Annotated in this window: 20 protein-coding genes; 15 read left to right on the top strand and 5 right to left on the bottom strand. The window is 40.7% G+C overall.

The features are described 5' to 3' along the window. Positions 1-37: 37 nt before the first annotated feature. Both leuC and N0824_RS04620 read right to left on the bottom strand, forming a co-directional pair. Entirely contained in the window at positions 38-1,438 is a 1,401-nt protein-coding gene (gene leuC, locus N0824_RS04615; protein WP_199224878.1) for a 3-isopropylmalate dehydratase large subunit, read from the bottom strand. A gap of 276 nt (positions 1,439-1,714) precedes the next feature. Next, complete coding sequence (locus tag N0824_RS04620; protein ID WP_108935891.1) at positions 1,715-2,713, bottom strand: glycosyltransferase family 4 protein; 999 nt, start codon at positions 2,711-2,713, stop codon at positions 1,715-1,717. A gap of 773 nt (positions 2,714-3,486) precedes the next feature. On the opposite strand from N0824_RS04620, the gene N0824_RS04630 reads away from it, so the two are divergent. From N0824_RS04630 to N0824_RS04645, 4 genes are all read left to right on the top strand, one after another. Then, positions 3,487-4,170, top strand: a complete 684-nt coding sequence (locus N0824_RS04630) for a glutaredoxin domain-containing protein (RefSeq protein WP_108935893.1) — start codon at positions 3,487-3,489, stop codon at positions 4,168-4,170. Between the two features lie 22 nt (positions 4,171-4,192). After that, a complete protein-coding gene (locus N0824_RS04635) occupies positions 4,193-4,879 on the top strand; it encodes a hypothetical protein (RefSeq protein WP_108935894.1) in 687 nt (228 codons plus the stop codon). A 72-nt stretch (positions 4,880-4,951) separates the two neighbouring features. Beyond that, positions 4,952-6,163 (top strand): choice-of-anchor tandem repeat GloVer-containing protein, encoded by a 1,212-nt coding sequence (locus N0824_RS04640; protein WP_108935895.1) that lies wholly within the window; start codon positions 4,952-4,954, stop codon positions 6,161-6,163. A gap of 138 nt (positions 6,164-6,301) precedes the next feature. Further along, the gene (locus N0824_RS04645; protein ID WP_233256353.1) at positions 6,302-7,378 is read left to right on the top strand and encodes a hypothetical protein; all 1,077 of its coding nucleotides are present in this window, start codon (positions 6,302-6,304) and stop codon (positions 7,376-7,378) included. 436 nt (positions 7,379-7,814) lie between these two features. Here the strand turns inward: N0824_RS04645 and N0824_RS04650 are convergent, their stop codons facing one another. After that, positions 7,815-10,112, bottom strand: coding sequence for a bifunctional (p)ppGpp synthetase/guanosine-3',5'-bis(diphosphate) 3'-pyrophosphohydrolase (locus N0824_RS04650; RefSeq protein ID WP_108935897.1), 2,298 nt, complete (start codon positions 10,110-10,112; stop codon positions 7,815-7,817). Between the two features lie 230 nt (positions 10,113-10,342). On the opposite strand from N0824_RS04650, the gene patD reads away from it, so the two are divergent. The 6 genes from patD (at position 10,343) to N0824_RS04685 (ending at position 16,960) form a co-directional block, all read left to right on the top strand. Continuing rightward, positions 10,343-10,699, top strand: a complete 357-nt coding sequence (patD, locus tag N0824_RS04655; RefSeq protein ID WP_108935898.1) for a heterocyst frequency control protein PatD — start codon at positions 10,343-10,345, stop codon at positions 10,697-10,699. Between the two features lie 369 nt (positions 10,700-11,068). After that, complete coding sequence (locus tag N0824_RS04660; RefSeq protein WP_108935899.1) at positions 11,069-12,694, top strand: ABC transporter ATP-binding protein; 1,626 nt, start codon at positions 11,069-11,071, stop codon at positions 12,692-12,694. 172 nt (positions 12,695-12,866) lie between these two features. Then, positions 12,867-13,112: a hypothetical protein gene (locus tag N0824_RS04665; protein ID WP_108935900.1), complete on the top strand. Its 246-nt coding sequence runs from the start codon at positions 12,867-12,869 to the stop codon at positions 13,110-13,112. Then, positions 13,106-15,241, top strand: coding sequence for a glycosyltransferase (locus N0824_RS04670; RefSeq protein ID WP_108935901.1), 2,136 nt, complete (start codon positions 13,106-13,108; stop codon positions 15,239-15,241). Before N0824_RS04665 ends, N0824_RS04670 begins: the two co-directional genes overlap by 7 nt. A 167-nt stretch (positions 15,242-15,408) precedes the next feature. Beyond that, positions 15,409-16,374, top strand: a complete 966-nt coding sequence (locus N0824_RS04675; protein WP_004267979.1) for a M48 family metallopeptidase — start codon at positions 15,409-15,411, stop codon at positions 16,372-16,374. A gap of 319 nt (positions 16,375-16,693) precedes the next feature. Further along, positions 16,694-16,960: a DUF6761 family protein gene (locus N0824_RS04685; protein ID WP_002739044.1), complete on the top strand. Its 267-nt coding sequence runs from the start codon at positions 16,694-16,696 to the stop codon at positions 16,958-16,960. 81 nt (positions 16,961-17,041) lie between these two features. Here the strand turns inward: N0824_RS04685 and dacB are convergent, their stop codons facing one another. After that, positions 17,042-17,929: a D-alanyl-D-alanine carboxypeptidase/D-alanyl-D-alanine-endopeptidase gene (gene dacB, locus N0824_RS04690; protein ID WP_108935902.1), complete on the bottom strand. Its 888-nt coding sequence runs from the start codon at positions 17,927-17,929 to the stop codon at positions 17,042-17,044. Between the two features lie 280 nt (positions 17,930-18,209). Between dacB and N0824_RS04695 the strand changes: the two genes are divergently transcribed. Beyond that, positions 18,210-19,190 carry an ABC transporter ATP-binding protein gene (locus N0824_RS04695; RefSeq protein WP_108935903.1) on the top strand — a complete coding sequence of 327 codons (981 nt, stop codon included), beginning with the start codon at positions 18,210-18,212 and terminating at the stop codon, positions 19,188-19,190. A gap of 48 nt (positions 19,191-19,238) precedes the next feature. Here the strand turns inward: N0824_RS04695 and N0824_RS04700 are convergent, their stop codons facing one another. After that, positions 19,239-19,871: a Uma2 family endonuclease gene (locus tag N0824_RS04700; protein ID WP_108935904.1), complete on the bottom strand. Its 633-nt coding sequence runs from the start codon at positions 19,869-19,871 to the stop codon at positions 19,239-19,241. Positions 19,872-20,050: 179 nt separating this feature from the next. Between N0824_RS04700 and N0824_RS04705 the strand changes: the two genes are divergently transcribed. From N0824_RS04705 to trxB, 4 genes are all read left to right on the top strand, one after another. After that, positions 20,051-22,042 carry a DUF262 domain-containing protein gene (locus N0824_RS04705; protein ID WP_108935905.1) on the top strand — a complete coding sequence of 664 codons (1,992 nt, stop codon included), beginning with the start codon at positions 20,051-20,053 and terminating at the stop codon, positions 22,040-22,042. Positions 22,043-22,327: 285 nt separating this feature from the next. Beyond that, positions 22,328-23,521: a hypothetical protein gene (locus N0824_RS04710; protein ID WP_108935906.1), complete on the top strand. Its 1,194-nt coding sequence runs from the start codon at positions 22,328-22,330 to the stop codon at positions 23,519-23,521. 42 nt (positions 23,522-23,563) lie between these two features. Beyond that, the gene (locus N0824_RS04715) at positions 23,564-24,334 is read left to right on the top strand and encodes an HAD family hydrolase (RefSeq protein WP_108935907.1); all 771 of its coding nucleotides are present in this window, start codon (positions 23,564-23,566) and stop codon (positions 24,332-24,334) included. 221 nt (positions 24,335-24,555) lie between these two features. Next, on the top strand, positions 24,556-25,914 hold the full coding sequence (trxB, locus tag N0824_RS04720; protein WP_108935908.1) for a thioredoxin-disulfide reductase: 1,359 nt from the start codon (positions 24,556-24,558) through the stop codon (positions 25,912-25,914). Positions 25,915-26,205: the final 291 nt, after the last annotated feature.

Here is a 26,205-nt window from a genome sequence, read left to right on the forward strand (position 1 = left end):
CTCCTGACTCCTGCCTCCTATCTCACCATTGAGACAACTACTGTAACAACTCCCTGGGATCGGTTACTTCCCCTTTAATCGCTGCCGCTACCACCATCGCCGGACTCATCAACAAAGTACGACCGGAGGCGGAACCTTGACGACCTTTAAAGTTACGATTGGAGGAGGAGGCGCTGATCTGATCTCCCTGCAATTTATCGGGATTCATGGCTAAACACATGGAACAGCCAGCCTCGCGCCATTCAAAGCCTGATGCTAGGAAAATTTGGTCTAATCCTTCCGCTTCCGCTTGTTTTTTGACTCTTTCGGAACCGGGGACGATAAAAGCTTTCACATGGGGGGCCACACGATGACCTTGGGCAAATTTGGCCGCTTCGCGCAGATCACTGATCCGGCCGTTAGTACAGCTACCGACGAAGCAGACATCGATTTTTGTGCCTTTAATCGGGGTGCCGGGGGTGAGTTTCATGTATTGATAGGCTTCCTCTGCGATCGCTCTTTCACTGGCCGGTAAACTTTCGGGAGTGGGAATGACTTCGTTAACCCCGATTCCTTGGCCCGGAGTAATCCCCCAAGTAACTGTGGGTTCGATTTCGCCGGCATCAAAGACCACCACATCGTCATAAACCGCATCGGCATCGCTTTTAATGCTTTCCCACCAATTAACCGCACTTTCCCAGTCTTTGGGTGCAAAATCACGACCTTTGAGGTAATCGTAGGTGATTTGATCGGGGTTGATATAACCACATCGGGCCCCACCTTCGATCGCCATGTTACAAATCGTCATCCTTTCTTCCATGGACATCCGTTCAATTGTACTACCTGCGTACTCGTAGGCATAACCAACACCGCCTTTAACGCCCAATTGACGGATAATATGGAGAATTACATCTTTAGCATAGACTCCGGGGTTTAAATCGCCGTTTACCTCGACTCGACGCACTTTTAATTTCGATAGGGATAGGGTTTGGGTAGCAAGAACATCGCGCACTTGGGAAGTGCCGATGCCAAAAGCGATCGCCCCAAAAGCGCCGTGGGTGGAGGTGTGGGAGTCACCACAGGCGATCGTCATCCCGGGTTGGGTTAGACCCCGTTCGGGAGCGATCACATGAACTATGCCCTGATTACCGGAACCGATGCCGTAGAAAGGAATATTATTGCTTTGAACATTAGTTTCGATCGCCCGGATCATTTCCTCAGCCAAATCGTCAAGGAAAGGACGCGCCTGATTTTCGGTGGGGACGATGTGATCGACGGTGGCAATAGTCCGTCTAGGAAATAATACTTTTAAACCCCTTTCTCTCAGCATCGAAAAAGCTTGGGGACTGGTGACTTCATGGACTAGATGCAGTCCGATAAATAATTGTGTCTGTCCACTGGGAAGAATCTTAACCGTGTGTGCGTCCCAGACTTTATCGAATAATGTTCTTGCGCTCATTGACTTTGGAATGATAGTCATCTCCCTAATCATATCAGCTAACTCCAGCCGATAAATATTAATTTTTTCTTTTCTCTTGGTTAGGAGGGATAAGAGATAAATAGCTTTGTTTTTGCCAGATTAAAACCATCAGTTTTTGATTGAAATCAACGACTTTCGCTAATAACTATTTGAGTAATTCCTTCTGCTCCTTACCCTCCGTTTCCTATAATCTTTCAAGAGGATTTAGTATAAAATTCTCTTGATTTTACCCCAGAAGCCATAGCAATAAAAAATTTATTCTTTTCTTGTCACCGCTAAATTATGCTTGCTAACTCTCCTGTTCAGATAAATTTCTCCGAGAACAATTAATCCTAGAATCAGAGGTAAACTCAGCCATGCGCCTAGGTTTCCTAAGTAGTTAATACTAATAGCAATCAGGAGAGTTACCCCCATATAAATAATTGCTACTTGTGGATGAGACAAGCCAGATTTTTGTAATCTTTGATAAAGGTGACTGCGGTGAGCTTGGAAGATATTTTCCTTTCTTAATAATCGACAAATCAGGGTATAAATAGCATCACCAATCAGAGGTAAAGTGATAGTTAAAGCTGACCAAGCTTGACTTTGATTGCCTTGGGAATTAAGTAAAACCATAGCGACAATTGCCCCCAGACTGGTGCTACCCACATCACCCATAAAAATTTTCGCTGGCGACCAATTCCAGAAGAGAAAACCGCCTAAGGCCGCCACTAAAAGCCATAAAATTGGTTGCTGAAAATAGAGAGCGAGAAACCCTAATTGTACCGCCGTACAGCCAGCCACCAAGCCATCGAGACCATCCATAAAATTATAAAAATTAATCATTGCGGTCAGGCCGATAATTGTGACAATAATAGCCAAAATTTTGCCGCCAAAACCCAAATCTGATAGCCACGATTGGGGAAAAGCACCGAAAAAAGTGACCGCAACACTAGCGGAGGATAACTGGACTAAATAGCGAATACTAGAGGGAATACCGCGACGATCATCGAGAAGGCCGATAATAATTAAAGGAGTCAGGGATAACCACAGGGGAATAAGAGGTAGGGAAGGAGAAAGGAGAAAATAACTGAGGCCGCTGGTCAGAGCAAAAGCGACGACAAAACCGAGTCCACCCCCCCTAGGTGTGGGTTGACTATGGCTGCTACGCTCATTGGGAATATCTAACAATTGTTGGCTAAAACGTTGTTTAATCAGGGCAACCACCAGAAAACTAATCAGAAAACTGATGACTGAGAGTAGGGGTAATAACATAGGGATTTTTGCACTCAGATTAATTATCGATCCTACGCTGTTCGGTGACAAAAAGTAACGAAAAAAGTCAATTATTTCTTTGTCGGGAGATTGACAACTGAAATAGTATCTCTGATCTGCTCCTCTACGGTGAAAATTTATTTACGGATTTTCTCACAAAGATAAAGTATAACATTATCGATAGCTAAACTGCACAAAAAATGACAGCATATTCACTAGAATTTGGTCAAAAATCCTCGACTATTGTGGCTAACCTGAATTCGTCGTTAACAATATGTAACAAAAAAGATGAACGGTCAACTGCCATATAATCTATTCTAGTATTGATAAATCATTCCTAGTAGTGATCGCCTCATGTATAGACCCCTTCTAGTCCTTATCCTCGCCGCCGTTCCCAACTGTCCTTTGGTCAATGTTGCAGGGAATTACACTATTTCACTACATACTGAGACTGCAACTGTCTGGAGTGAGAATTCCCGTAAAGGTTGCAAAAACACAGCTTATGTTAGTAAACCCGTAATTCAACCCGATGGTTTAATCGTTGCTGGTCTTTTGTACTGGTCTCCGGATAATTGGCCTGGAGGCGCCTTTGGAGGCCGAGTAGAACCGGGAGCCGAGCCAATGCAATGGGTTGCTAGTGCTGGCGATGTTGAAATGAAAGGGACTTGGAAGAGGGGACAGCTATCGGGTGAATTCGTTCGACGCTTTGTCTATGACGGTAAGCAGATCGAATGTCGTGGCAAGGTTAGTGGTTTTAAAAGGGGTAAATAGTCATGAAATCTTTATTTCCTAAATCAAACTTCTGGGTTTTGTCTTTTTTTGTTGCTCTCATTGCCAATGGGGAAATTAAAGATTTGGGTAATTTCTCTGCTTTAACAGCAACAGATAGACCTAAATTCGTGATTTTTTCGCAAACTGTTTTAGCACAAAATATTTCTTCTAATGTTGTGTTAGTTTATGGCAATCCCCGCTGTGGATGGACTAACAAGCTAATTCAAGAACTGAAAGCAAAGAAAATCCCCTATCAATTCAAGAATCTTGATATTCAATCTATTCGAGATGAATGGAATCGAATTTTAGAAAAAAATGGTGTTCCTGATGGTTCACCGGTCAAATTACCAGTTGTTTTAGTTAACAATAAAGTCTTTATGCGACCCAGTATTGAGCAAGTAATTGCCCAGAGAAAGACAGCTGAAAGCTCAACCGCAAAAATACCCAATGGTTGGTATATTGGCGAAAGCAATACTGACGCAATGATTGAAATTAAAAATAATCAATACTGCGGACTTGATCTAGAAACAAGCAAAGAGCGGTGTGATCCAATTTCAGATATTAAATATATTAAACCTGGGGTTGTACAACTTGGCACTGGTGATTATTTTTGCTCGCAAACCTTGTTTAGAATCAATCCGTCTCGTTATGGTAAATGTACGGCTAATGGCTGGATAAAAAAATAAAAATTTATTGGAGAAAATAACGATGAAAAAACGATTTATTTCTAGTGTGCTAACTTCTAGTCTCTTCCTCTGGCAAACATCGCCTACCCTAGCAGCTGGAACAAATTATTATCGCAATTTACAATCTAACAGTATTTTGAAATGCTCTTCGCCTAAACAGATTGAAATTATTTGGGGAGGAGGAAATACGACCAGCTATGGCTCTGCACATACAATAATTTGTTTAAAAAATGATCGTCAGGCAGCATGGATTATGGAATCTTCCGTGACTTGTCAAAGTCAAAAAGTTTCATTAGAAAATTGTCCATCTTGGCTTGGTAATCAACAGCTTGAATTCGGTGCTAATGTAGTAATTAAGCCACCGAAAACAGCAATTGGTATAAACTGTACTATCAAAACACAACTTGCTAAATATAGCGAAGACTTAAACTATTATTGGACTTGCGAAAAATACCAAGCTCGTAAAAACTTAACAATCAAAACGACTGGACAAAAGTTTTCAGTGAATAATCGAGACGGTAACGAAGATAAATTTTGGTTACATACCTATGACAATCCAAGCTGTAAAAAAGATTCCGAGTTAGGTGGTTGCTTTAGGGGATACCCAAGCTTAGGTAATGATGGCAATAAATATCATCCTGAAATGGCCATTGATTGTCGTGGTGACAAAGAGTTTTGTAATTATTACTACAATCCTGCTCCATATTGAAAAGCTTATTAAGTTTGTAAGCAATTTTTGTCTTTTCTCACAAAATCTGTCAATTCTAATCAAGTTAATCTTATGTTATCTATCCACAAAACAATCAACTTTTTTACTTTAAAAATTCTATTCTTATCGATTGCAATTCTAGGTAATTTTCCCAAAATAGCACAAGCAGAAACCTATCAGATCCTAGGTCAATTTGATGGTAAAAATGGCAGTTTTCCTGCTTCAAACGTGATTACAGACGCTAAGGGTAATCTCTATGGCACTACAACCTATGGGCCTAAGCGTTTTGGAACCGTGTTTAAACTGACCCCCCAAGGTGTCATTCAAACGCTTTTTCATTTTAGCCGTGACACAGGTACTGAGCCTATCTCTGGTTTAATCTGGGGAAAAGATGGAAACTTGTACGGAACGACTCCTTATCGGGGCAAACGTCCTGACGGCAACATTGGTGACGGGACAGTTTATAAAATGACCCCTAACGGGCAATTCTCTTTACTTCATGTTTTTGATTATCGGCACGGTCAATTACCTAGACTAGGCCTTTTATTGGCTAATGACGGGAATTTTTATGGTGTAACATCGTTAAATCATGGAACGATTTATCGAGTTAATTACAAGGGAGATTTTACAGTTTTGTATAAGTTTTCAGGGCATGGAAAACTTAATGGTAGTTCTCCTTCATCACCCTTAATACAGGCCAGAGATGGCTTTCTTTACGGCACAACATCCGGGGGGGGGAAATATAACCATAATCAAGGTACGATCTTTAAAATTTCTTTAGATGGTAATTTTTCAACCATTTGGGATTTTAATGATTCAAAATTAAAAGGTGGTCGTATGCCAAAAGGCGGATTAGTAGAAGGCTCTGACGGTAATTTATATGGTACGACACGAGAAGGAGGCAACTATGGTTATGGCACGATTTTTAAAATTACCCCTAATGGTAATTTAACCACTCTAGTTCACTTTAATGGTCAAAATGGTCGCTATCCAGAAACCGCATTAATTGAAGGAAATAAAGGAATTTTTTATGGGGTGACTTTGTTCGGAGGTAATTCCAATCAATGCTCCAATGGTTGTGGCACTTTATTTAAAGTAACTTCTGATGGAGCGTTAACAACTTTAGTCAATTTCAATGGCAAGAATGGAATTTTTCCAAAAGGCAATTTAACTAAAGATAGTAAAGGTAATATTTATGGCACAACTGTTAATGGGGGGAGTAACTCGACTTGCCCAGAATCAGAAGGGAAAGGATGTGGTTTAGTGTTTAAACTTTCACCTTAAAATTACGCTTATTCCGGGTAAATCTTGTATTAATTAGAAGGATGATTCATGCCTAAAAAAACTACGTACATTTTCTTCGTAGACTTAGAGGCGGCCGGTGGGTGCCTGTATGGTCTCTTCATGATGCAACTTTATTTCATGGCGATGGCATTTTTAGCCACACCGATCTGGCTTCCTTTTTACTTACTACCGGAATGGGTTGCTGAACCACTTATTATAAAAGCCGCCAGGGAGGGATATATATTGGATTCAACCTCCCAAGCTCTTCTGCTGAGTTTTCTATATCTAATCTTATCCCCGTCACTTTTAGGGACTTTTTCTTGGTGTGCATCAATATATCGACGTACAAAATTTTTACCCTTGTCAAGTCGTATTGCAAACATCCTCAGGTTTCGTCTGATGTTTTGGTTAGCATCATTAATATTTTTACCTATAATTGCCTTTCAGATTACAGGCAGTGAAGGCATAGTAGCTAGTTATAAGATGAAAACTCCAGGATTTGAAGTAAACTATGAGCAAAATATGGTGGATCAAATTGAATTGTTGAGAATAGAAAATCAATACTCTCTTAATCTTAGTCCCAGTGATCGCAGAAAGATGCTAGATATTGCTCCTAGTTCTTCAATTGATGATCGAAGCATTATCATTGTTTTTTATGATGAATTTAAGAAACTTCAGGACAAATACCGTGTTGATTTCAAGAGAGATGACAAGTTACAAATAGCTCAGTCAGCGGAAAAGATTGCATATGTAAAGAATGGTGGCTGGGAAAAACCATCGAAAGCTGAAATATTAAAATTCTTAGAATATTCTTTTATTTCAAAGATTTCTGAAGATAGAGCATTAAAAAAAATTACCAGTTTTACATCGGATGAACTTAAATTGTTTGGTAAATTTCAACCTAATAAATTTTGGCTTCCTCGCTTCTCTCGTCATCGCTCTATTGAATTAACGAAATTGTATAAACATGATTTATCTAATGAGCAAAGGAAAGTATTCTATGAAAATTATTGTAACGTAGTTGTTAATTCAATTTATCGAGCCTATCATGTAGAGTCAGGGTATTTACCTGGCAAAAATGATTCTAGAATGATTAAATCAGAAGCAAAAAATCCTCAAGGAAATCCCGATTTTAATGACTGTCGTAAATTTTTGCTCGACAAGGGTTATCAACTATCCGATGGTGCTATGTTTACTTATTTCTATAAACCTTAATTTATTTGGTTACATACTTACGACAATCCAAGCTGCAAACAAGATTCTCAGTTAGTTAAATAAAAATAGTCAATATCGTCCCGAAATGGCCATTGATTGTCGCGGTGATGCCGAATTTTGTAAGTTTTACTATCAACCCTTTCAGTATTAAGAAACACTTATATTTTCTCAACTAAAAATAGTTAAAACTATGTCACTGATTTACAAACTACCCAACTCTATTTTAGACTAAATCCTGTTTAATAAGGTATGGCAGAGTGGCGAGCATCGGAGCAGGGAGAAACAATCCATATCTATTTCTGGTTGCTGATGGGTTATCCAATCAGAACTGAAAATTTTAGGTTTTGGATTGTTTGTACCCGTTCTCTAAGACCTTAAAAGTGGTTTGTGTCAACCAGATTTAGTATTGAGTATCAGCAGGAATTCTAGGTTTAACCTACTCTCGATCGCTTTTTACCTGACTGATGCGACGAACGTTTAAAATATCGCTCATCAGCTTAATTTGAGTAACACAGCGTTCAAATTGTTGCAGGTCTTTTACTTCAATTTTCAGGGAAATTAAAGCGGGTTTACCGAAATTAGTCTTAACTCCGGCATTGCGAACGTTAATATTTTGGTCACTTAAACGAGAGAGAATATCTTTTAAAACCCCGACGCGATCAATCACTTCAATCTGAATATTTACCGGATAAGTTTGATAACGTCCCTGGTCATCTATAGGGTTCCAACTAACAGGAATTAAGCGTTCAGCTTCGGCTTTTTCCACATTCGAGCAGCCCTGACGGTGAATAACAATACCTTCCCCCGCATGGGCGACTATACCGGTAATATTTTCCCCTGGTAAAGGACAACAACAACCGGCTAAACGATAGACTAATCCCTCCACACCGGCGATCGGTGATTTACTAACGGGTAAAGCCCTTTGAACGGGAGAAGGTGGTAGAATCAATTGGGAATCAGTCAGGACATCGGGCGGATTTTTGACCGTTAAAATTTCCTGTTGATTTTTAACTGCTTCTTGCAGACGATTAACCACATTTTTTAGGGTAACTTCGCCGTAACCTAAGGCCGCCAATAAATCATCTACTGCCACATAATTGCACTGTTTAGCCACCGATTGCATTCGTTCCGATTTTAGCAGGGCATCGAAGCCAGTTTTACCCAATTCTTTCTCTAATAAATCACGACCTCGGCTAATATTTTCTTCTCGGCGCGATTTTTTGTACCATTGCCGGATGCGATTTCTGGCGCTAGGAGTAACGACAAAATTTAACCAATCTAAACTAGGATGACTATGCTTGCTGGTGAGAATTTCCACCAGATCACCATTTTGCAAGGGAGCATCAAGAACTGACCATTTACCATTAATTCTTGCCCCTTTCATCTGATTACCTACTTCGCTATGAATATGATAGGCAAAATCTACCGGTGTCGCGCCTTGGGCGAGGGCTACCACATCACCTTTGGGGGTGAAAACATAGATATCTTCTTCAAAGAAATTATTTTTGAGGCCATCCATGTATTCTTGGCCATCTTTAAGGTCTTTTTGCCAGTCGAGAAGATTACGCAGCCAAGCGAATTTTTCATCCGCAGCGGTTAAAGTTGTTTGACTAGAACCAGTTTCTTTATACTTCCAATGGGCTGCAATCCCGTATTCAGCAACATGATGCATTTCTAGGGTGCGAATCTGCACTTCTAGGGGGCGGGCATTTAACCCAACAACGGTGGTATGGAGGGATTGATAACGGTTAGCTTTTGGTAAACCGATATAGTCTTTAAAACGGTTAGGAATCGGAGTAAATTGGTCGTGAACTACGGCTAAACAACGATAACATTCCTCTTTAGTTTCGACGATAATGCGGACGGCGGCTATATCATAAATCTGCTCGAATTCTTTGCCTTGATTGTGCATTTTATGATAGATGCCGTAGAGATGTTTGGGGCGACCCTGTAAATCAAGAACTTTTATGCCAATTTCTTGCAATTTTTCCCGCAATGTGTTAGTGACGGTTTCGATGCGGGCCTCTCGATCGATACGTTTTTCCGATACCAATAACTGCACGGCGCGATAAGCATCGGGTTCGAGGTATTTAAAGCATAAATCCTCTAATTCCCATTTAAATCGCCCAATCCCTAAACGGTTAGCCAGAGGAGCAAAGATTTCTCTAGTTTCGAGGGCGATGCGTTGCTGCTGTTGCGGGTTGAGGTGTTCGAGGGTTTGCATATTGTGCAGGCGATCGGCTAATTTTACCACGATGACGCGGATATCTTGAGCCATCGCCAGGAACATTCGGCGAAAATTCTCCGCCTGCCGTTCAGTTTTGCTAGAAAAGTTGAATTTGGAGAGTTTTGTCACCGCTTCCACCAAATTACGCACCTCAACACCGAATCTAGCCTCGATTTCTTCGGGGGTGACTTCCGTATCTTCCACCACATCGTGAAGGAATCCCGCCGCGATCATTGCCCCATCACCCCCCAGATCCCGCAGTAATCCCGCTACAGCTATGGGATGGGCGATATAGGGTTCCCCGGATTTGCGATACTGGCCCTCGTGGAGTTTGTGGGCGAAATTAAAGGCCCGACAGATTAAATCGCTATCGGGATTCTGGGGGTCGTTTTCGTAGGTAATTAGGCATTCTTTCAGCCAATCGGGTAAAAATAACGCTTTTTTCGGTTCCGTGTCCCGGGGAAGGACGGTGAGGGTTTCTGGTTGGATGGCAGTGATGGCGTTCATGGTTAGATGGGGGAGATGGATAATAGGGGGGGGAGGAGACGGATAACTGGAAAACTATTAGGCCGAAGGGATGGCAGATTGCTTAATTCTCTAACACTGGAATCGGACTTATCGGCGAAAAGGACGCGATTCTTTTAAGTTTTTGTCTCTGGTCGGGAGGATAGAGGACTTGCAACCGTGACGGCAAATCGTTAATCTTATGTAACAAATTCTAACGCGCTTTGTATTGGATGCTACCGACAAATTACCATCAAGCCTACAAATCTTTGTTAAGAAAACTGGAGGATTTCAGTCTTGCCCTCCTAGATGGGGACGCTTCCACGGGGTTACAATCTTTTCAAGCTTTACAAACCTGTCTAGAGGGGGAGATATTGTCACTAAATGATGACAATTTCAGCCCAGAGGTGGCTAATCGTTGGCGCACGGTCCAGACGGAACTATATCGATCGTGGCGATTGCTGGAGACGGATTGGTTATTTTTGGCCTCGGCCCGGCAAGGACGGGAGAAGCGTTTACAGATAATTAGCGAGCGAGTGGAGACTTTAAAGGGGTATTGTCGGGTTTTGTTAGGGGCAGTTGTCGATTAAGCTATTAAGTATTTAAATTGCTTGTTGAGATGAGGCAAGAGGCAAGAGGCAAAAGTAAAGGGATTGGGGGGAGATTCAGCTAATCTAAGGATAGGCGGTTAAAATGCGTCTTAGATTAGTAACCCTCTTGCATAATTAGTTTTTGAGAGTTCAAAAACGGCAAAAATAAGGATTAAATTGCATAAAATCTGTAAATAGACTATTTAATTGATTATTTTTCATTCTTAATTCTCCTGACTCCTGACTCCTGACGACCGACTCCTGACCCCACCAACAAACTTTTTCAGCAAACCCTAATTAAATGCTCGATCGCCGTTTGTGTGGCATACTTGACCCTAAGTCCTGACTTTTATCTTTACCGATCGCGTCATGTTGGAAATTAAAGACCTAAAAATTGCCTACCCGACCGAATTAAGTTCTCCCTCTTGGGCGATCAACGGGGTATCTTTGAGTATAGGCAAAGGGGAAACTCTGGGATTAGTGGGTGAATCTGGTTGTGGAAAATCGACCATCGGTAAGGCTATTTTAAGGTTATTACCCAATCGCACTCACGTGGAAGGTGAGATTACCTTTGAAGGGCGATCGCTTTTATCTTTATCTAGCAAACAGTTAGAAAAGTTTCGCGGGGAAGCGGTGGGATTAGTCTTTCAAGATCCGATGACGCGACTAGATCCGCTGATGACTATTGGCGATCATTGTGTGGAAACTTTGCAAGCCCATCGAGGAAATTTAACCTATCGTCAAGCTAAAAGTCAAGCTTGTACTGTCCTAGAAAAAGTGAAAATTCCCGCTAATCGTTGGTCCCAATATCCTCACGAATTTAGCGGGGGAATGCGCCAAAGAGTGGCTATTGCTTTAGCTTTATTATTAAACCCTAAGTTAATTATTGCCGATGAACCCACCACCAGTTTAGATGTGACGGTTTCGGCGGAAATTCTGCGGGAATTAAAGCGTTTATGTAGCGAGGAACAGATGGGATTATTGTTAATTTCCCATGATTTAGCGCTGGTGGGAGAATATTGCGATCGATTAGCGGTGATGCAGGGGGGCAAAATTGTTGAATCGGGAGCGGTAAAAACAGTTTTTAATACACCTGAACACCCCTACACTCGTTCTCTTTTGGCCGCTGCTTTACACCTACAGCTGCGGGAGGAAAAATTAACAGCAATTCAAGGTAAAGAAACGGTGTTAAAGGTGGATAATTTAAAACAGTATTATACCCTAGAGGGTAACTTTTTAGATAGTTTTTTTAAGAAAGAAAAGAAATTTATTAAAGCGGTGGATGAAGTGAATTTTGAACTGTATCGAGGGGAAATATTCGGTTTAGTTGGGGAATCGGGGTGTGGGAAAAGTACCCTATCGCGAACCCTATTACAGTTAATTAAACCCACCGGGGGAAAAGTGGAATTTTTAGGAGAAGATTTAACCCCCTTGTCGGGGGAAAAAATGCGACCAAAAAGACGCTTAATGCAGATGATTTTTCAGGATCCCCTCGCTTGTCTCAATCCTCTAATGACGGTGGGAGAAAGTATCGCCGATCCGCTTTTGATCCATCAAAAAATTAGTCTAGAAACCGCTAAAAAGCAGGTTTTGGAAATGTTAGAGCGAGTCGGTTTAACACCAACAGAGGAGTTTTATCGACGCTATCCCAGGGAGTTATCGGGGGGACAACAGCAAAGGGTAGCCATTGCTCGCGCTTTAATTACTCGTCCGGAATTAGTTATTTGTGATGAACCGGTTAGTATGCTTGATGCTAGTGTTCAGACACAGGTTTTAGAGTTAATGTTAGAGTTACAAAAGTTATTTAATCTAACTTATTTATTTATAACTCATGATCTTTGGTTAGCGAGATTTCTCTGCGATCGAATTGCGGTGATGACTGCGGGTAAAATAGTTGAAATGGGTGACACTGAACAGATTTTTAGCCATCCCCAACACCCCTACACTCAAAAATTAATCGCCGCAGCCCCGAGAATTTATCCCGACAGCAACTAAAATCGCCCTAGGGGTTTATAATTGTTATTGTCTAAGTAGGTGGGTGTTAAAGATTGTCAGTTCCCCCCCCTTATCAAGGGGGTATTAAGGGGGTATTAAGGGGGGATCGAGGGCGAAATCTATCTTCTATTTAATTAGAACCACTTACTTAAATATAGTTAGGAAAGAAAAAATGGCCAGACAACTTCATATAACTCTCCCTGAAGATACTATGCAACTTCTCGATCGATGGTTGACAAGTAGTGATTATCCTGAAAAAGAATATAATAATTTAATTAATGAAGCGATTAAATTATATATTATGGAACCACAGAGAAACTACCTCAAGCAACAATTAAAGGAAGGAGCTATTATTAGAACAGAAAGAGATTTAAATTTAGCACAAGATTGGTTTTCTCCAGAGGAGTATTTATGGTAATAATGATTATTTTTAAAGTTAAAAAACTGCTCAAAAAATTTGTCTTTAGTCTCCAAGAGGAAGGATGGAAACCAGCACTCAAAAAGACGAAACGAAAAATTATTAAAATTCTCACAGGAAAGAGTTCCTCTGAATTTGAAGAACAGGTGATCGAAAGTGCTAAATTAGCTGAACCCCGGCCCCTAGAAATTGCCAGTAGTGACAATCCTTTAGTCTCAATTATTATTCCTGTTTATAACCAATTTGCCTACACCTTTAACTGTCTGGAATCCTTAAGTGTTAACCTAAGTTCTGATTTAGCTTATGAAGTAATTATCGTTAATGATGCTTCCAGCGATGAAACCTTAGAACAATTAGCCACTTTAGTTAAAGGAATTAAAGTATTAACCAATGCAGAAAACTCTGGGTTTATTCGTTCCTGTAATTATGGGGCTAGTCAAGCAAAAGGTCAATACCTATATTTTCTCAATAATGACACTAGAATTCTGGAAAACTGCCTAGAAAGTTTATTAAAATTAATTATCAATAATCCCCAAATTGGTGCGGTGGGTTCTAAATTAATTTATGCTAATGGTAAACAACAAGAAGCGGGGGGAATTATCTGGAATTCTGCCGATGGTTGGAATTATGGACGCTTAGATAGTCCCGATGAACCAGAATATAATTATGTGCGTCCCGTGGACTATTGTTCGGGGGCCAGTTTATTAGTTCCTACGGATTTATTTAAACAATTGGGTGGTTTTTGTCAAGACTTTATCCCTGCGTATTACGAAGATACAGACTTATGTTTTGCCATCCGAGAATTGGGTTATCAAGTCCTCTATCAACCCCAATCTAACGTTATTCACTACGAAGGAATAACCTCGGGAACAGACCTTTCCAGTGGGATCAAACAATATCAAGTTATTAATCAAACCAAGTTTCGAGAAAAATGGTCAAAGGTATTAACTAACCACCTAGATAACGATGCTAATAATGTCCCCAAAGCTGCCCGACGTTTACAAGGAAAACCGACAATTTTAGTCATCGACTCCTACGTTCCACTATATGATCGAGAATCCGGCTGTGTGCGTTTATTAAATATTCTTAAGCTACTGCTCAATTTAGGCTATTCAGTGATTTTCTTTCCCGATAATGGCTATCCTGAACAACCCTATACTTCCGTCCTGCAACAGCTGGGAATTGAGGTCATTTATGGCACAGCGCAAAGATATAATCTAGAAGAAAAATTAATCAAATATTTACCACTGATAGATGGAGTTTGGTTGTGTCGTCCCGAATTGTGCGATAAGTATATGGACTTAATTCGCTTAAAAACAAAAGCCCCAATTATTTATGATACAATTGACCTGCATTTTCTGCGTTTAAAACGGCAAAAAGACTATCTCGATCCCAGTTATCAAAATACTAGCTGGAGTTGGGAAACCTATCAGAAATTAGAGTTAAACTATGCTAATCAAGCGGAAGCAACCGTGGTAGTAACGGAAGAAGAAAAGCAGGTTTTATCCTCTTTAGGAGTGAAAAATGTTTGGGTAATCCCCAATATCCATGAAGAAATTTCCCTGTCAGAAAAAGTTGCTTTTGACCAGCGATCGGGTTTAGTATTTATTGGTAGCTACAATCACCCTCCTAATATTGATGCAGTTAAGTGGTTATGTTTAGAAATTATGCCCTTAGTTTGGGCATCCCGTCCCGATATTACCATTAATTTATTGGGAAGTAACCTCAAGGATGAAGTTAAGGAATTAGCCAGTGATAAAGTAATTGTCACCGGTTATGTTCCCGAAGTAGAACCCTATTTCCAAAAGAGTCGTGTTTTTGTCGCACCCCTGAGATTTGGTGCGGGAATGAAGGGTAAAATAGGTCAAAGTCTTTCCCTAGGATTACCCACTATTACCACAAAAATTGGTGCCGAAGGTATGGGATTAATTGACCACCAAGATGTTCTAATTGCCGATACTGCCGAGGAATTTGCCCGAGCAGTGATCGAACTCTATGACAATAGGGAATTATGGCAAAAACTCGCTGATAATTCCCTAGAAACTATTAAGAGATACCAACCCGCTACCGTGCAAACTAACCTACAAGTTTTGTTATCGAATCTAGGAATTGTTGCTAAGGATAGTTAACAAGAATAAAGCTCATTTCTCCCACAGGTCTATTCTATTTTTCCTAGAAGAAGTTCCCGACTATAACCCCCTCACTTCTCTCGAAAAATTTGGCAAGAAAAACTCAAAAACTTGGCAATTAATACCCGTTTATTTCTGATTAACGACTCCTTTCTCCTTGAAAAAATATGCCAACTTATCCTGATATCTCCAGTCAAGCTTTTAAACATCCCCTGGATCAGCAAGCTGAACAGGCATTAAGATCAGTGCCGGGGTTTGACTTACTAGCGAAAAGTTTTTCCGAATATCTCTATGAACGTCCCCAGCAAATTTTATTAATGGGCAATGATCTAAAAGTCGGGCCGCGTCAATACGCCACTTTATACGGCATCTATCGCCAATGTCTGCGGGATTTAGATATGTCCCCAGAACCGAATCTTTATGTCAGTCAAAACCCTTCAGCGAATGCCTATTCTTTGGGTTCTGAACATCCCTACATTGTCTTTAATACTGCTCTTTTAGACCTCTTAGATGAAGAAGAAATTCGAGTAATTCTTGCCCACGAATTAGGACATTTAAAATGCGATCATAGTATTTTAATTCAACTTTCTTTTTGGGTGATGGGGGCGGCTAATTTCCTTGGGGACATCACTTTAGGACTAGGAAAAGCCATTACTACCGGTCTAGTTTATGCCTTTTATGAATGGCGAAGAAAAGCCGAATTATCCGCAGACAGAGCCGCTTTATTAGTTACCGATGATTTAAATTTAGTCCTGAGAACTTTAATGAAATGTGCAGGAGGAAGTCAAAAATACCTGCATGAATGCAACTTAGAAGAATTTATTCGCCAAGGGGAAGCCTACCGACAATTAGACCAAGATAACTTAAACCAGATTTATAAATTTATCATTTATAATGGCGGTAATGGTTCCTTTTTAACTCATCCTTTTTCCGTAGAAAGAGTGCATTATCTACAGGAATGGTTTAACTCGGAATCCTATCGTCAAATTCGCCGGGGAAACTATGCCAAAACAGGGGTTAAAAGCTCAATTAATGTTGATGCTAATGATAGGGAAAGCGAAAGATTGCAGCGACAAATAGCAGAACTACAAGCAGAAATTGAACGGGCAAAAAGACAAAGAAACCCTGAATAATCTATACGAAGGCAGAAGGCAGGAGACAGGATTCAGGATTCAGGAGACAGGATTCAGGAGACAGGATTCAGGAGATTGCCTTTATTTATTCTTTTCTTCTCCCCACACCCCAAACCCTACACCCTACACCCCAAACCCTACACCCCACACCCCACACCCCACACCCCACACCCCACACCCTTTACTGATCACTGAAAATTCTCTTGTCTGTGTTTTGGCGATTTGGTGGGTACAATAGAGATATCGGGGACCGAAGCAATTCTCCCTACAATTATCTATACACACTTACCCCCACTCTCTTTTTTTTGTTCTACTGCCCATGCTCCAAGATACCCAATCCATTCGTTACTATCAAAGACTAACCGATGACATGGTGGATCTTTGGCACCGTGGCTCCCGTTTTGATGAGATTCGGCTATATGTAGAAGGCTATTTAGCCTGTTTACGCGATTCTAGTTCCATAGAACCCTATCTAATTCATCGTCTCGAGGAGGAGATATTTCGTTTTCTGCGAGATCCTTCTAATTTTGAATATCTCTCACCCCAAACCCAAACCCAAACTGAAGCAGATTATGGCTATTATTAACCTTTAGTCTTGCCTCATCTCCACAAGCAATTTAAATGCGCGGACAGCTGATCAGGACAGTTGGGGATTTTTACAGGAGAGCTACTGAGCTTGACAGGAACGAGATTCGGTCATCTGTAGAACAATAGTATCGATCGCTTTCACCAGAGCCTGTCCGGAAACCCGTTGATTATTAACGATAATGCTAAATAACATCGGTTCTTGGTTGGGGTTTTCTAGATAACCCGATAGGGCCCGCACACCGGTAAGAGTGCCAGTTTTAGCGTAAACTGTGCCAGTAGCGGCCGTCTGACGCATTCGGTTTCTCAGGGTGCCACTAATTCCCGCCACTGGTAAGGAAGCATAGAAAGTGTCTCGATTAGGAGAATAATACATCACCCGCAAAATTTCCACGATCGAGCGGGGAGTAGCGTTATTACGGCGGGATAATCCCGAACCATCGGCGAGACGAAAACCACTGGGATTGATGCCCAATTGTGCCAAGATGGCAGTAACACTTTTAGAACCGCCGATAAAGCGAAAAAGAGTGTCAGCGTAGAAATTATTACTTCTCTGATTCGTGACATTAACCCAATCGCGCAGGGATTTTTTCTGAATTGTCGTCTCCGGGTTCATCACTTGTAAAGCGGCAGCAGTGGTAAATAACTTTGTATTAGAAGCAGGGATAAAATAGCGATCAGCGTTATGACTATAAATAACTGTTTGGCGATCGATAGATTCGATTAATATACCCCACTGATTGGGAGCTTGACTGATAATTTTATCGATATTTGCCCCAATCAATTGAGTACAGGTATTATCGATGTTATTGTTTTCCGGCGGGGGAACGTATAATTCTATGGATTCGTTCGACGAGGAAGGAGCGGGATAAACGGAGAGATTAACTTGAGCGATGCCAGGGTAGGCCAAGGCGATAGTGGCTACACTGGCCACTGTCAGGGAATTAAGGCAAGTGAGGAGTTGTTTCATGCTGTGTTTGTGTAAGAGTCTGGTTTCCATAAGCGTTCGCCCTATTGTACCAGTTGCCGCTCAAGTGTCAACGTTACCTGTCTAAGAGATTTTAGCGGCTAATGCACACCAATGCCAGAGAAGAAAGCTGGCAATAGCCCGGAACTGCACTGATACCCCTTCTCAAGACCGGTGGGAATTTTTCTGGGTTCCAAAACCGGGCTATTTTGATACTGTTGACATTGCTGGTGACAATTTGGGGATAATAAAAGCAAAGTATCGGAAAAGGTATGTAAAACCCATGTATTCTGTCTCAGATGACTCCAAAACAATGACGAATACCAGCCGTCAAACTGTTCTAGAGACGTTAAACTTACAAAAAACCTATCGGACGGGATTCTGGTTAAATAAGAAAATCGAATCCTTGAAAAACTGTACTTTAATTGTCCATGAGGGGGAAACCTTTGGATTATTAGGCCCGAACGGTGCAGGCAAAACCACGCTCTTAAAAACCCTTTTGGGGATTGTCCGACCCACTTCCGGACGGGCCTTGATTCTCGGTCAGCCAATTGGCGATCGCTCGGTCAGGCAACGCATCGGCTATCTTCCCGAAAATGCCTACTACTACGACTATCTCACCGGCTGGGAATTCCTACAATTAATCGGCGGCATTTTTCAAATTCCCTCTTTTGTGCAGAAAAAACGCATTCCTGAATTATTGGATTTAGTGGGATTAGACCGCAAAACTGCCCAGAAAAAGCAATTGCGTCAATATTCTAAGGGTATGATGCAACGGATCGGTATAGCTCAAGCATTAATCAATGATCCTGAATTAGTCTTTCTCGATGAACCGATGTCGGGACTGGATCCTATCGGTCGCTATCAGGTGCGAGAAATTATTCAATCCCTCAAACAACAGGGGAAAACCATCTTTTTTAACTCTCATATTCTCTCCGATGTGGAACAAATTTGCGATCGCATTGCCCTGTTGGCCCGGGGAGAATTACTCTGTGTCGGTTCCCTCGACCAAATTCTCGGTCGTGCTGATGTCTATCAGGTGATTGTTCAAGGTGGTAAGGAGGAGCAACTACAGCAATGGCTCCTCGGTTTGCATTGGCGCGATAATTGTTGGCACGGACAATTACAGGGAGAACCCGATGCTTTTCTGGCTGCCCTGTCTAGTATGGATGCTCGCTTGATTAGTCTTAATTTAGCTCGTGCTTCCCTGGAAGAATTTTTTATCGACCAATTACGTCAGCGCGGTATTACCTCTAGTCAATAGGCACTCTCAGAGCAAATCCGTTTTTAATAGTAGCCCAGAAACATTCTCTCAGATTTGGTCAGGATTAATGCCCAATTCCCGCAGTTTCTTGGCTAATCTTTCCGCTCGTTGTTTTTCCTCGTTATAGCTGGTGAAAGCTTGTCCATCGGGATAAAAAAGCAACATTTCTGGTTCCCCCAACTGAAAACGAATACCTAAACGGGGACTAACCCAATTATCGAGAGTTTCCAGAATTTCTAGCTGATTTTCGCCTCTTATCCAACCACTGGCATCGTTTTTATGGGGATCATAAAGATAATACTCCTCGACCCCATAACGGTCATAAAATAGCTGTTTTTTGGCCATTTCCGTGAGGGTGTTACCCGGAGAGAGGATTTCAAAAACCACCTGGGGACTAATGTTATTTTCTAGCCATTGTCGATAGGAACCTCTTTCCCCTTTTGGTCTTCCAAAAACCACCATGATATCCGGTGCTTGACGCAGTTTATTATCATTTTCCACGGGATACCAAAGTAAATCCCCCGCAACAAAGACATCAGACTGCTCGCGAAATAGCCAGTCTAAATTAGTTTTAATTGTCGTAATCCAACGAAATTGCTGGGTATTATCGGCCATGGGTTGACTATCGCTATCGGGGTAGATAATTTCAGTGACGTTAGTTTTATCTAGTTGCGAAACCATAGGACTAAGTTAAAAGGGAAAAATATAATTCTATAATAGCGGGCATTTGTATTATATAGCAATTCGTCGGCTGGGTTAGCAAGGCGTAACCCACCGCCAGGATCCTAGACAGTGCCAAATTGCTGTGTTAGAGTGATAAATACTAGGAATAATCGGTCTATCTTCCTATACTAGCCCCTATGCAAGCATCGGTAGTTACTCTTCAAGAAATTATTCAAGGCAACACACAATATATAATTCCACTATTTCAGCGCACTTATAGTTGGAAAAAGAAAGATTGGGAAGATTTATGGGATGACATAAGCTATTTGTACGGTCAAGAAAACCCTCGTCCCCATTTTATGGGTTCGATAGTTAAAACTCAAGTTTCGCCTAACTCCGGCGTGGTCAATAAATATCTGCTAATTGATGGACAGCAACGTTTAACGACTATTTTTCTGCTCTTTGCTGCTTTGCGAGACGTAGCGAAAGACCAACAAGAACAGGATTTAAGCGCAGAAATTGACAAAACATTTCTTGTTAATCCCTTTAAAAAAGGTTCTGATTACTTTAAAATTCAACCTACTCAGTTAGACCTAGAATATTTTCAGTCTGTAATCCGTGGCAAAATCATCGACAAAGAAAATACCATATCCCAGTGTTATTTCTTTTTTAAAAGAAAGATTAATGAACAATCATATTCGTTAGCTAAACTAACAGAAGTTATCTGTAATCACTTATCTTTGGTCAATATAACTCTTGGTAATGACGACGATCCTTACCTAGTATTTGAAAGTTTGAATGCCACGGGGCAGCCTTTAACTGAGGCCGATTTAATTCGTAATCATTTATTTATGAAGGTTCGTCAAGAGGAGCAACAGACACTATATGATAGATACTGGCTGCCGATGCAGGAAAAATTAGGAGATAATTTAACAGAATTTATCCGTCACTATTTATCGAAAAGTGGGGCAGAAATTAGAAATAACGAAATTTATTCTGCCTTTAAAAATAAACTAGCTGATAATAATCCCGCTCTCTATATAGAGGACTTATATACATTTTCCATGTATTATGCCAAACTAATCACTCCCAAGCTGGAAAATAATTCTAGTATTCGTAAATATCTCGATTCTTTTCAGCGTCTAGAGGTCTCTACTATCTATCCATTTCTTTTAAATTGTTATGATGACTGGGGAAATAGCAAATTATCTGAAAAGGACTTTATAGAGGTTTTAAAAACCCTTGAAAACTTTCTTGTCCGTCGTTTTGTTTGTGGTATTCAGACTCGCGGACTTAATAAAACTTTTGCTTTACTATATTCCCAAGTTCAAAAAGATGCTGCTTTAAACTCTGAACCTTTTATTAAAAGATTAAAAATCTCTCTTCAAAAGAAAGACTACCCAAAAGATAATGATTTTAAAGAAAAGTTAATAACCATCAAACTATACGGAGGAAATCGCAGCGAAAAAGCGAAAATTATTCTCGGTGCGATCGAAGAATCTTTTGGTCATCGAGAAACTGTAGATTTAAGTGATTCTCGCCTGACTATTGAACATATTATGCCGCAAAAACTAAATGATAAGTGGAGAGATTATTTGGGAACAGATGCAGATATTACCCATCAACTTCTTGTGCATACTTTAGGTAATTTAACCCTGACGGCTTATAATGGAGAACTGGCGGATAAAGATTTTTCTCACAAGAAAGAAGAACTCCATAAAAGCCATCTTGAAATTAATAAATACTTTGATAGTATTAACTCATGGCAAAAAGAAGATATCGAACAACGTGCTGAATATTTGGCCGACCGTGTTATAAAAATTTGGAGTTATTTTGGCGATGATTCGCTGCCGGTCAATGAAACTGCATCTGTCAAGGATACAAAACCCAAAAAACTAATTATTCGTGGTAAACAACAAACAGTAAAAACTTGGAAAGATGTACTAATTTTTACCTTGAATACTCTCTACGATCTAGACCCTGAAAAGTTTCAAGAGATTGTGCTAGAGTTTCCCCGCTTTTTATCGAAAGATGACACAAAATTCCGCCGACCTCAAAAACTTGAAAATAATGTTTTTATAGTAGAAACTAATTTTTCGGCCAAAGATATCCACTATTTTTGTGTAAAAGTAGTAGAAACTATGGGATTATCCTCAGAGGATTGGTCAGTCGAAAGAGAACCTAAATAATCACTCCACCATCTCTTGACAAATAGGATAACTTGTGGGTTACTATATCTCGCTCCATCCTGATATTTTTCTGAAGCTGGAAGGGTATATTAAGAGAGATTCCGAGGCTCTTCTAGGTTGTGTGTGATAAGTTTAACTTACTATATGATCGATCAATCTTTGTGTCCTTTGTGTCTTTGTGGTTCGTTCCATCCCCTCGCTAGGAGGAATGTATCTTAGAATACATTTTACCTACCAAATCCAAGAGAGCCGATTCTGATCACCGCTTATTGAGATAAATCTATTATGCTGATTTACTTTATTCATGGAGTGGCCACAAGAGACGCTAGTTATGCCAATAAATTAATCAAACTAATTGAAGAAGAATGTAAACGCAAAAATCGGGCGATTCCCTACTGTTATGCAGGTTTTTGGGGAAATGTTCTCAAAGGAACCGAAAAGTTATGGCGAGATATCGAGCAAGAATTACAGACACAAAAACAGAAAAATAGTAATTTTAATCCCGAGCAATCCTTTCGCTATCAAAATTTTAGAAAAGAGTATTTATCTTATTTTATCGGTGACGCATTTAGCTATTTAGGCAGCGATCGAGGAAACCAAATTCGCCGCATTATTGCCGATCAATTAATCGATCTTATTCAAGCTTATCCCCGGGAAACCGAATTACATATAGTCGCCCATTCTTTGGGTACTGTAATCCTTTGGGATCTGTTATTTTCTGAGCGTTTTGACCCGAAGGATCCCGCTTATGAAATTCGTGATATTATCGGTAAAGAGCGGGGCAAACTTTCCCTATCTAGTGTAACAACAATGGGTTCACCGATCCCATTTTTAAATCTAACTCTAGGCATTGATGCTAATCAAATTGAAAAATTTATTACCCAGCATCAAGGCCAGCGTTTGCTCTGGAATAATCTGATCAATTCCTCCGATATTATCGCTTATCCAATTCGTCCTCTTTTTGATTCTATAACCGATGTATCCAAGATTTTAATGAGCGATTATTATCTAGAAGCGACTGGCAATATTTTTGATTCTGTAGAAATTGCTGCCGTAGTATTGAATTCCCTTAATGCTCATACCTATTACCTAGCATCAGATAAAGTGGCCAAAAATATCGTAGAGACAATTTATTTCGGCCAGCAGGATTATAATCATGGCAATAGTTACAGTGATAACACCTGTGTTGATCTTGCCATAGAAAGAATAGCTAAAATATCTGGAGTGACTAAAGATGTGGTAAAAATGAAACCTTTAAAAGAAAAAATATTACTAGAAGGTAAATTTAAAGATGCCAGTGGTTATATTTATTTAAGCTCAGATTTATATCGTGTCCATCATGTTTATATACAGGACAATCATCAAAATATTGTATATGCTGTATATGTGGGCTGGATTCATGTAGAGGGACTGAAAAATTCTGTCACCGAAATCATCAGACAGCTATGTTATATCAACGATGAAGCAAAGAATAGCTAATAGCTGCGCTATACTGCCATTATTGAGATTAAACCAGCATTTATGAGTCAATCCCCCCGTATTCTAGCACTCGATTTTGATGGTGTTCTTTGTGATGGCATGATCGAGTATTTTCAGATTAGCAAACGCACCTATGAAACCCTTTGGCCGGAAATAATTCCCGAGGATTTTTTCCCGAGGTTTTCGCAACTTCGTCCCGTTATCGAAACCGGTTGGGAAATGCCTTTACTGTTGCGATCGCTCGTTCTCGGTATTCCCGACGAGGAAGCTTTAAATAATTGGCCGTCAATTGCTCAAAATCTGCTAGAAAGGGATAAAATAGCGAAAAAAGTTCTCTCAAATGCTCTCGATGGTCTTAGGGATCAATGGATTGAGTCGGATCTAGAGTCTTGGTTAGCCTTACATCAATTTTATCAACCCGCGATCAATCGCCTCGCCTCTCTTTTAGACTCGGATTTTTTGGTCTATATTATCACTACAAAAGAAAGTCGTTTTGTCAAGCAATTGTTACAAAAAGTAGCAATTAATTTTCCGGCAGCGAGATTAATTGGCAAGGAAATTAAACAGCCTAAATACCTGACTATTCAGCAAATACTGGCTAATTTACCCGAATCTCCCGCTAATTTGTGGTTTGTCGAGGATCGTCTCGATGCGTTGGAATTAGTGCAGCAACAAGCAGATTTAAACGATGTGGGCTTATATTTAGCCAATTGGGGATATAATACCGCTCAAATGCGCCAAAAGGTCGCTCAAGATACCCGCATTAAACTGTTATCCCTATCTCAATTTGCGGCAGACTTTACCCACTGGTAGAGTCACTGACGAAAAATATCAAAACGTCGCTCATTCCCCGATGGGGTTGTTATACTAAATCCGTTGAGTATAGGCTACTTATGAAGACAGGCACTCATGCAAAAGGAAGAATAAATAATCAGTCTTTAATAACCGGATTTAGTATTACACTGATCACTGATCACTGATCACTGATGCTGCTATACTAAAAAGCGTAGTCGTTATGAGTTGCATTTACGGTTATGACTGTCGAGAATTTAGTCATTATTGGTTCGGGACCCGCGGGATATACGGCGGCGATTTATGCGGCGCGTGCGAACTTAAAACCCTTGATGTTTGAGGGTTTCCAAGCGGGAGGCATTCCGGGGGGACAATTGATGACCACCACAGAAGTAGAAAATTTCCCCGGTTTTCCCGAAGGAATCACCGGTCCGAAGCTGATGGAAAGAATGAAGGAACAGGCCGAAAGATGGGGGACCCAATGCTATACCGAAGATGTTATCTCGGTGGATTTAAGTCAGCGTCCTTTTACCATTCGTTCCACGGACCGGGAAGTTAAGGCCAATAGTATTATTATCGCCACAGGAGCCACTGCCAAACGCTTAGGATTACCCAGCGAGGCCCAATTCTGGAGTAACGGCATTTCCGCTTGTGCTATCTGTGACGGTGCTACACCGATATTTAGAGAGGAAAACCTCGCTGTGATTGGTGGCGGTGACTCCGCGGCAGAAGAAGCCGTATATTTAACTAAATACGGCTCTCACGTCCATTTATTGATACGCGGGGAAGCGATGCGTGCCTCGAAAGCAATGCAGGACCGGGTGTTAAATAATCCGAAAGTTACCGTTCATTTTCACACCCAAGCACTGGATGTGTTCGGTACAGGCAGTAAAATGGAGGGATTACGCATTAAAAACTCGCAAACGGGAGAAATCAGTGAATTAGCCGTTAGAGGGTTATTTTATGCCATCGGTCACACTCCCAATACTTCCCTATTCCAAGGACAACTAGAATTAGACGAGGTGGGTTATGTGAAAGTCAAACCGGGGACTGTTGCTACCAGCGTCGAGGGGGTTTTTGCCGCAGGAGACGTACAGGACCACGAATACCGTCAGGCAATTACTGCCGCAGGTACGGGGTGTATGGCGGCGTTATTGGCAGAAAGATGGTTATCGGAGCATAATTTAATCCAAGAATACCGTCAATCAGCCACTTCTGAACATTATGAGACGAAAACCGTTAGCGAAACCCCGGCCGATACGGAGGAAACTTTTGATATTCACAAAACCCGTCACGTTGGGGGTTATGCTTTGCGGAAATTATTCCACGACGGCGATCGCTTGTTAATGGTAAAATATGTTTCTCCCACCTGTGGCCCCTGTAAAACCCTGAAACCGATTTTAGATAAAGTGGTCGATGAGTACGATGGCAAAATTTATTTTGTGGAAATTGACATCGAAGCTGACCCGGAAATTGCCAAAATGGGTCAAGTAACTGGAACTCCCACGGTACAATTCTTTAAGGACCGGGAATTAGTCAAGGAAATGCGCGGAGTCAAACAAAAAAGCGATTTTCGTCAAGTAATTGAAAGTTATCAATAATCAGTTATCAGTTATCAGTTATCAGATGTGAGTTTTGAGTTTACTGTTTACTGAAAAAGCTCCCCACACCCCACACCCCACTCCCCCACTCCCCCACTCCCTAATTCATAATTCATAATTCATAATTCATAATTCATAATTCCCCACTCCCCCACTCCCTAATTCATAATTCATAATTCATAATTCATAATTCATAATTCATAATTCATAATTCCCCACTCCCCCACTCCCTAATTCATAATTCATAATTCATAATTCCCTAATTCATAATTCATAATTCCCTAATTCATA

Origin of the sequence: Microcystis sp. 0824, from assembly GCF_003112475.1 — a bacterium.
GTDB lineage: Bacteria > Cyanobacteriota > Cyanobacteriia > Cyanobacteriales > Microcystaceae > Microcystis > Microcystis aeruginosa_C.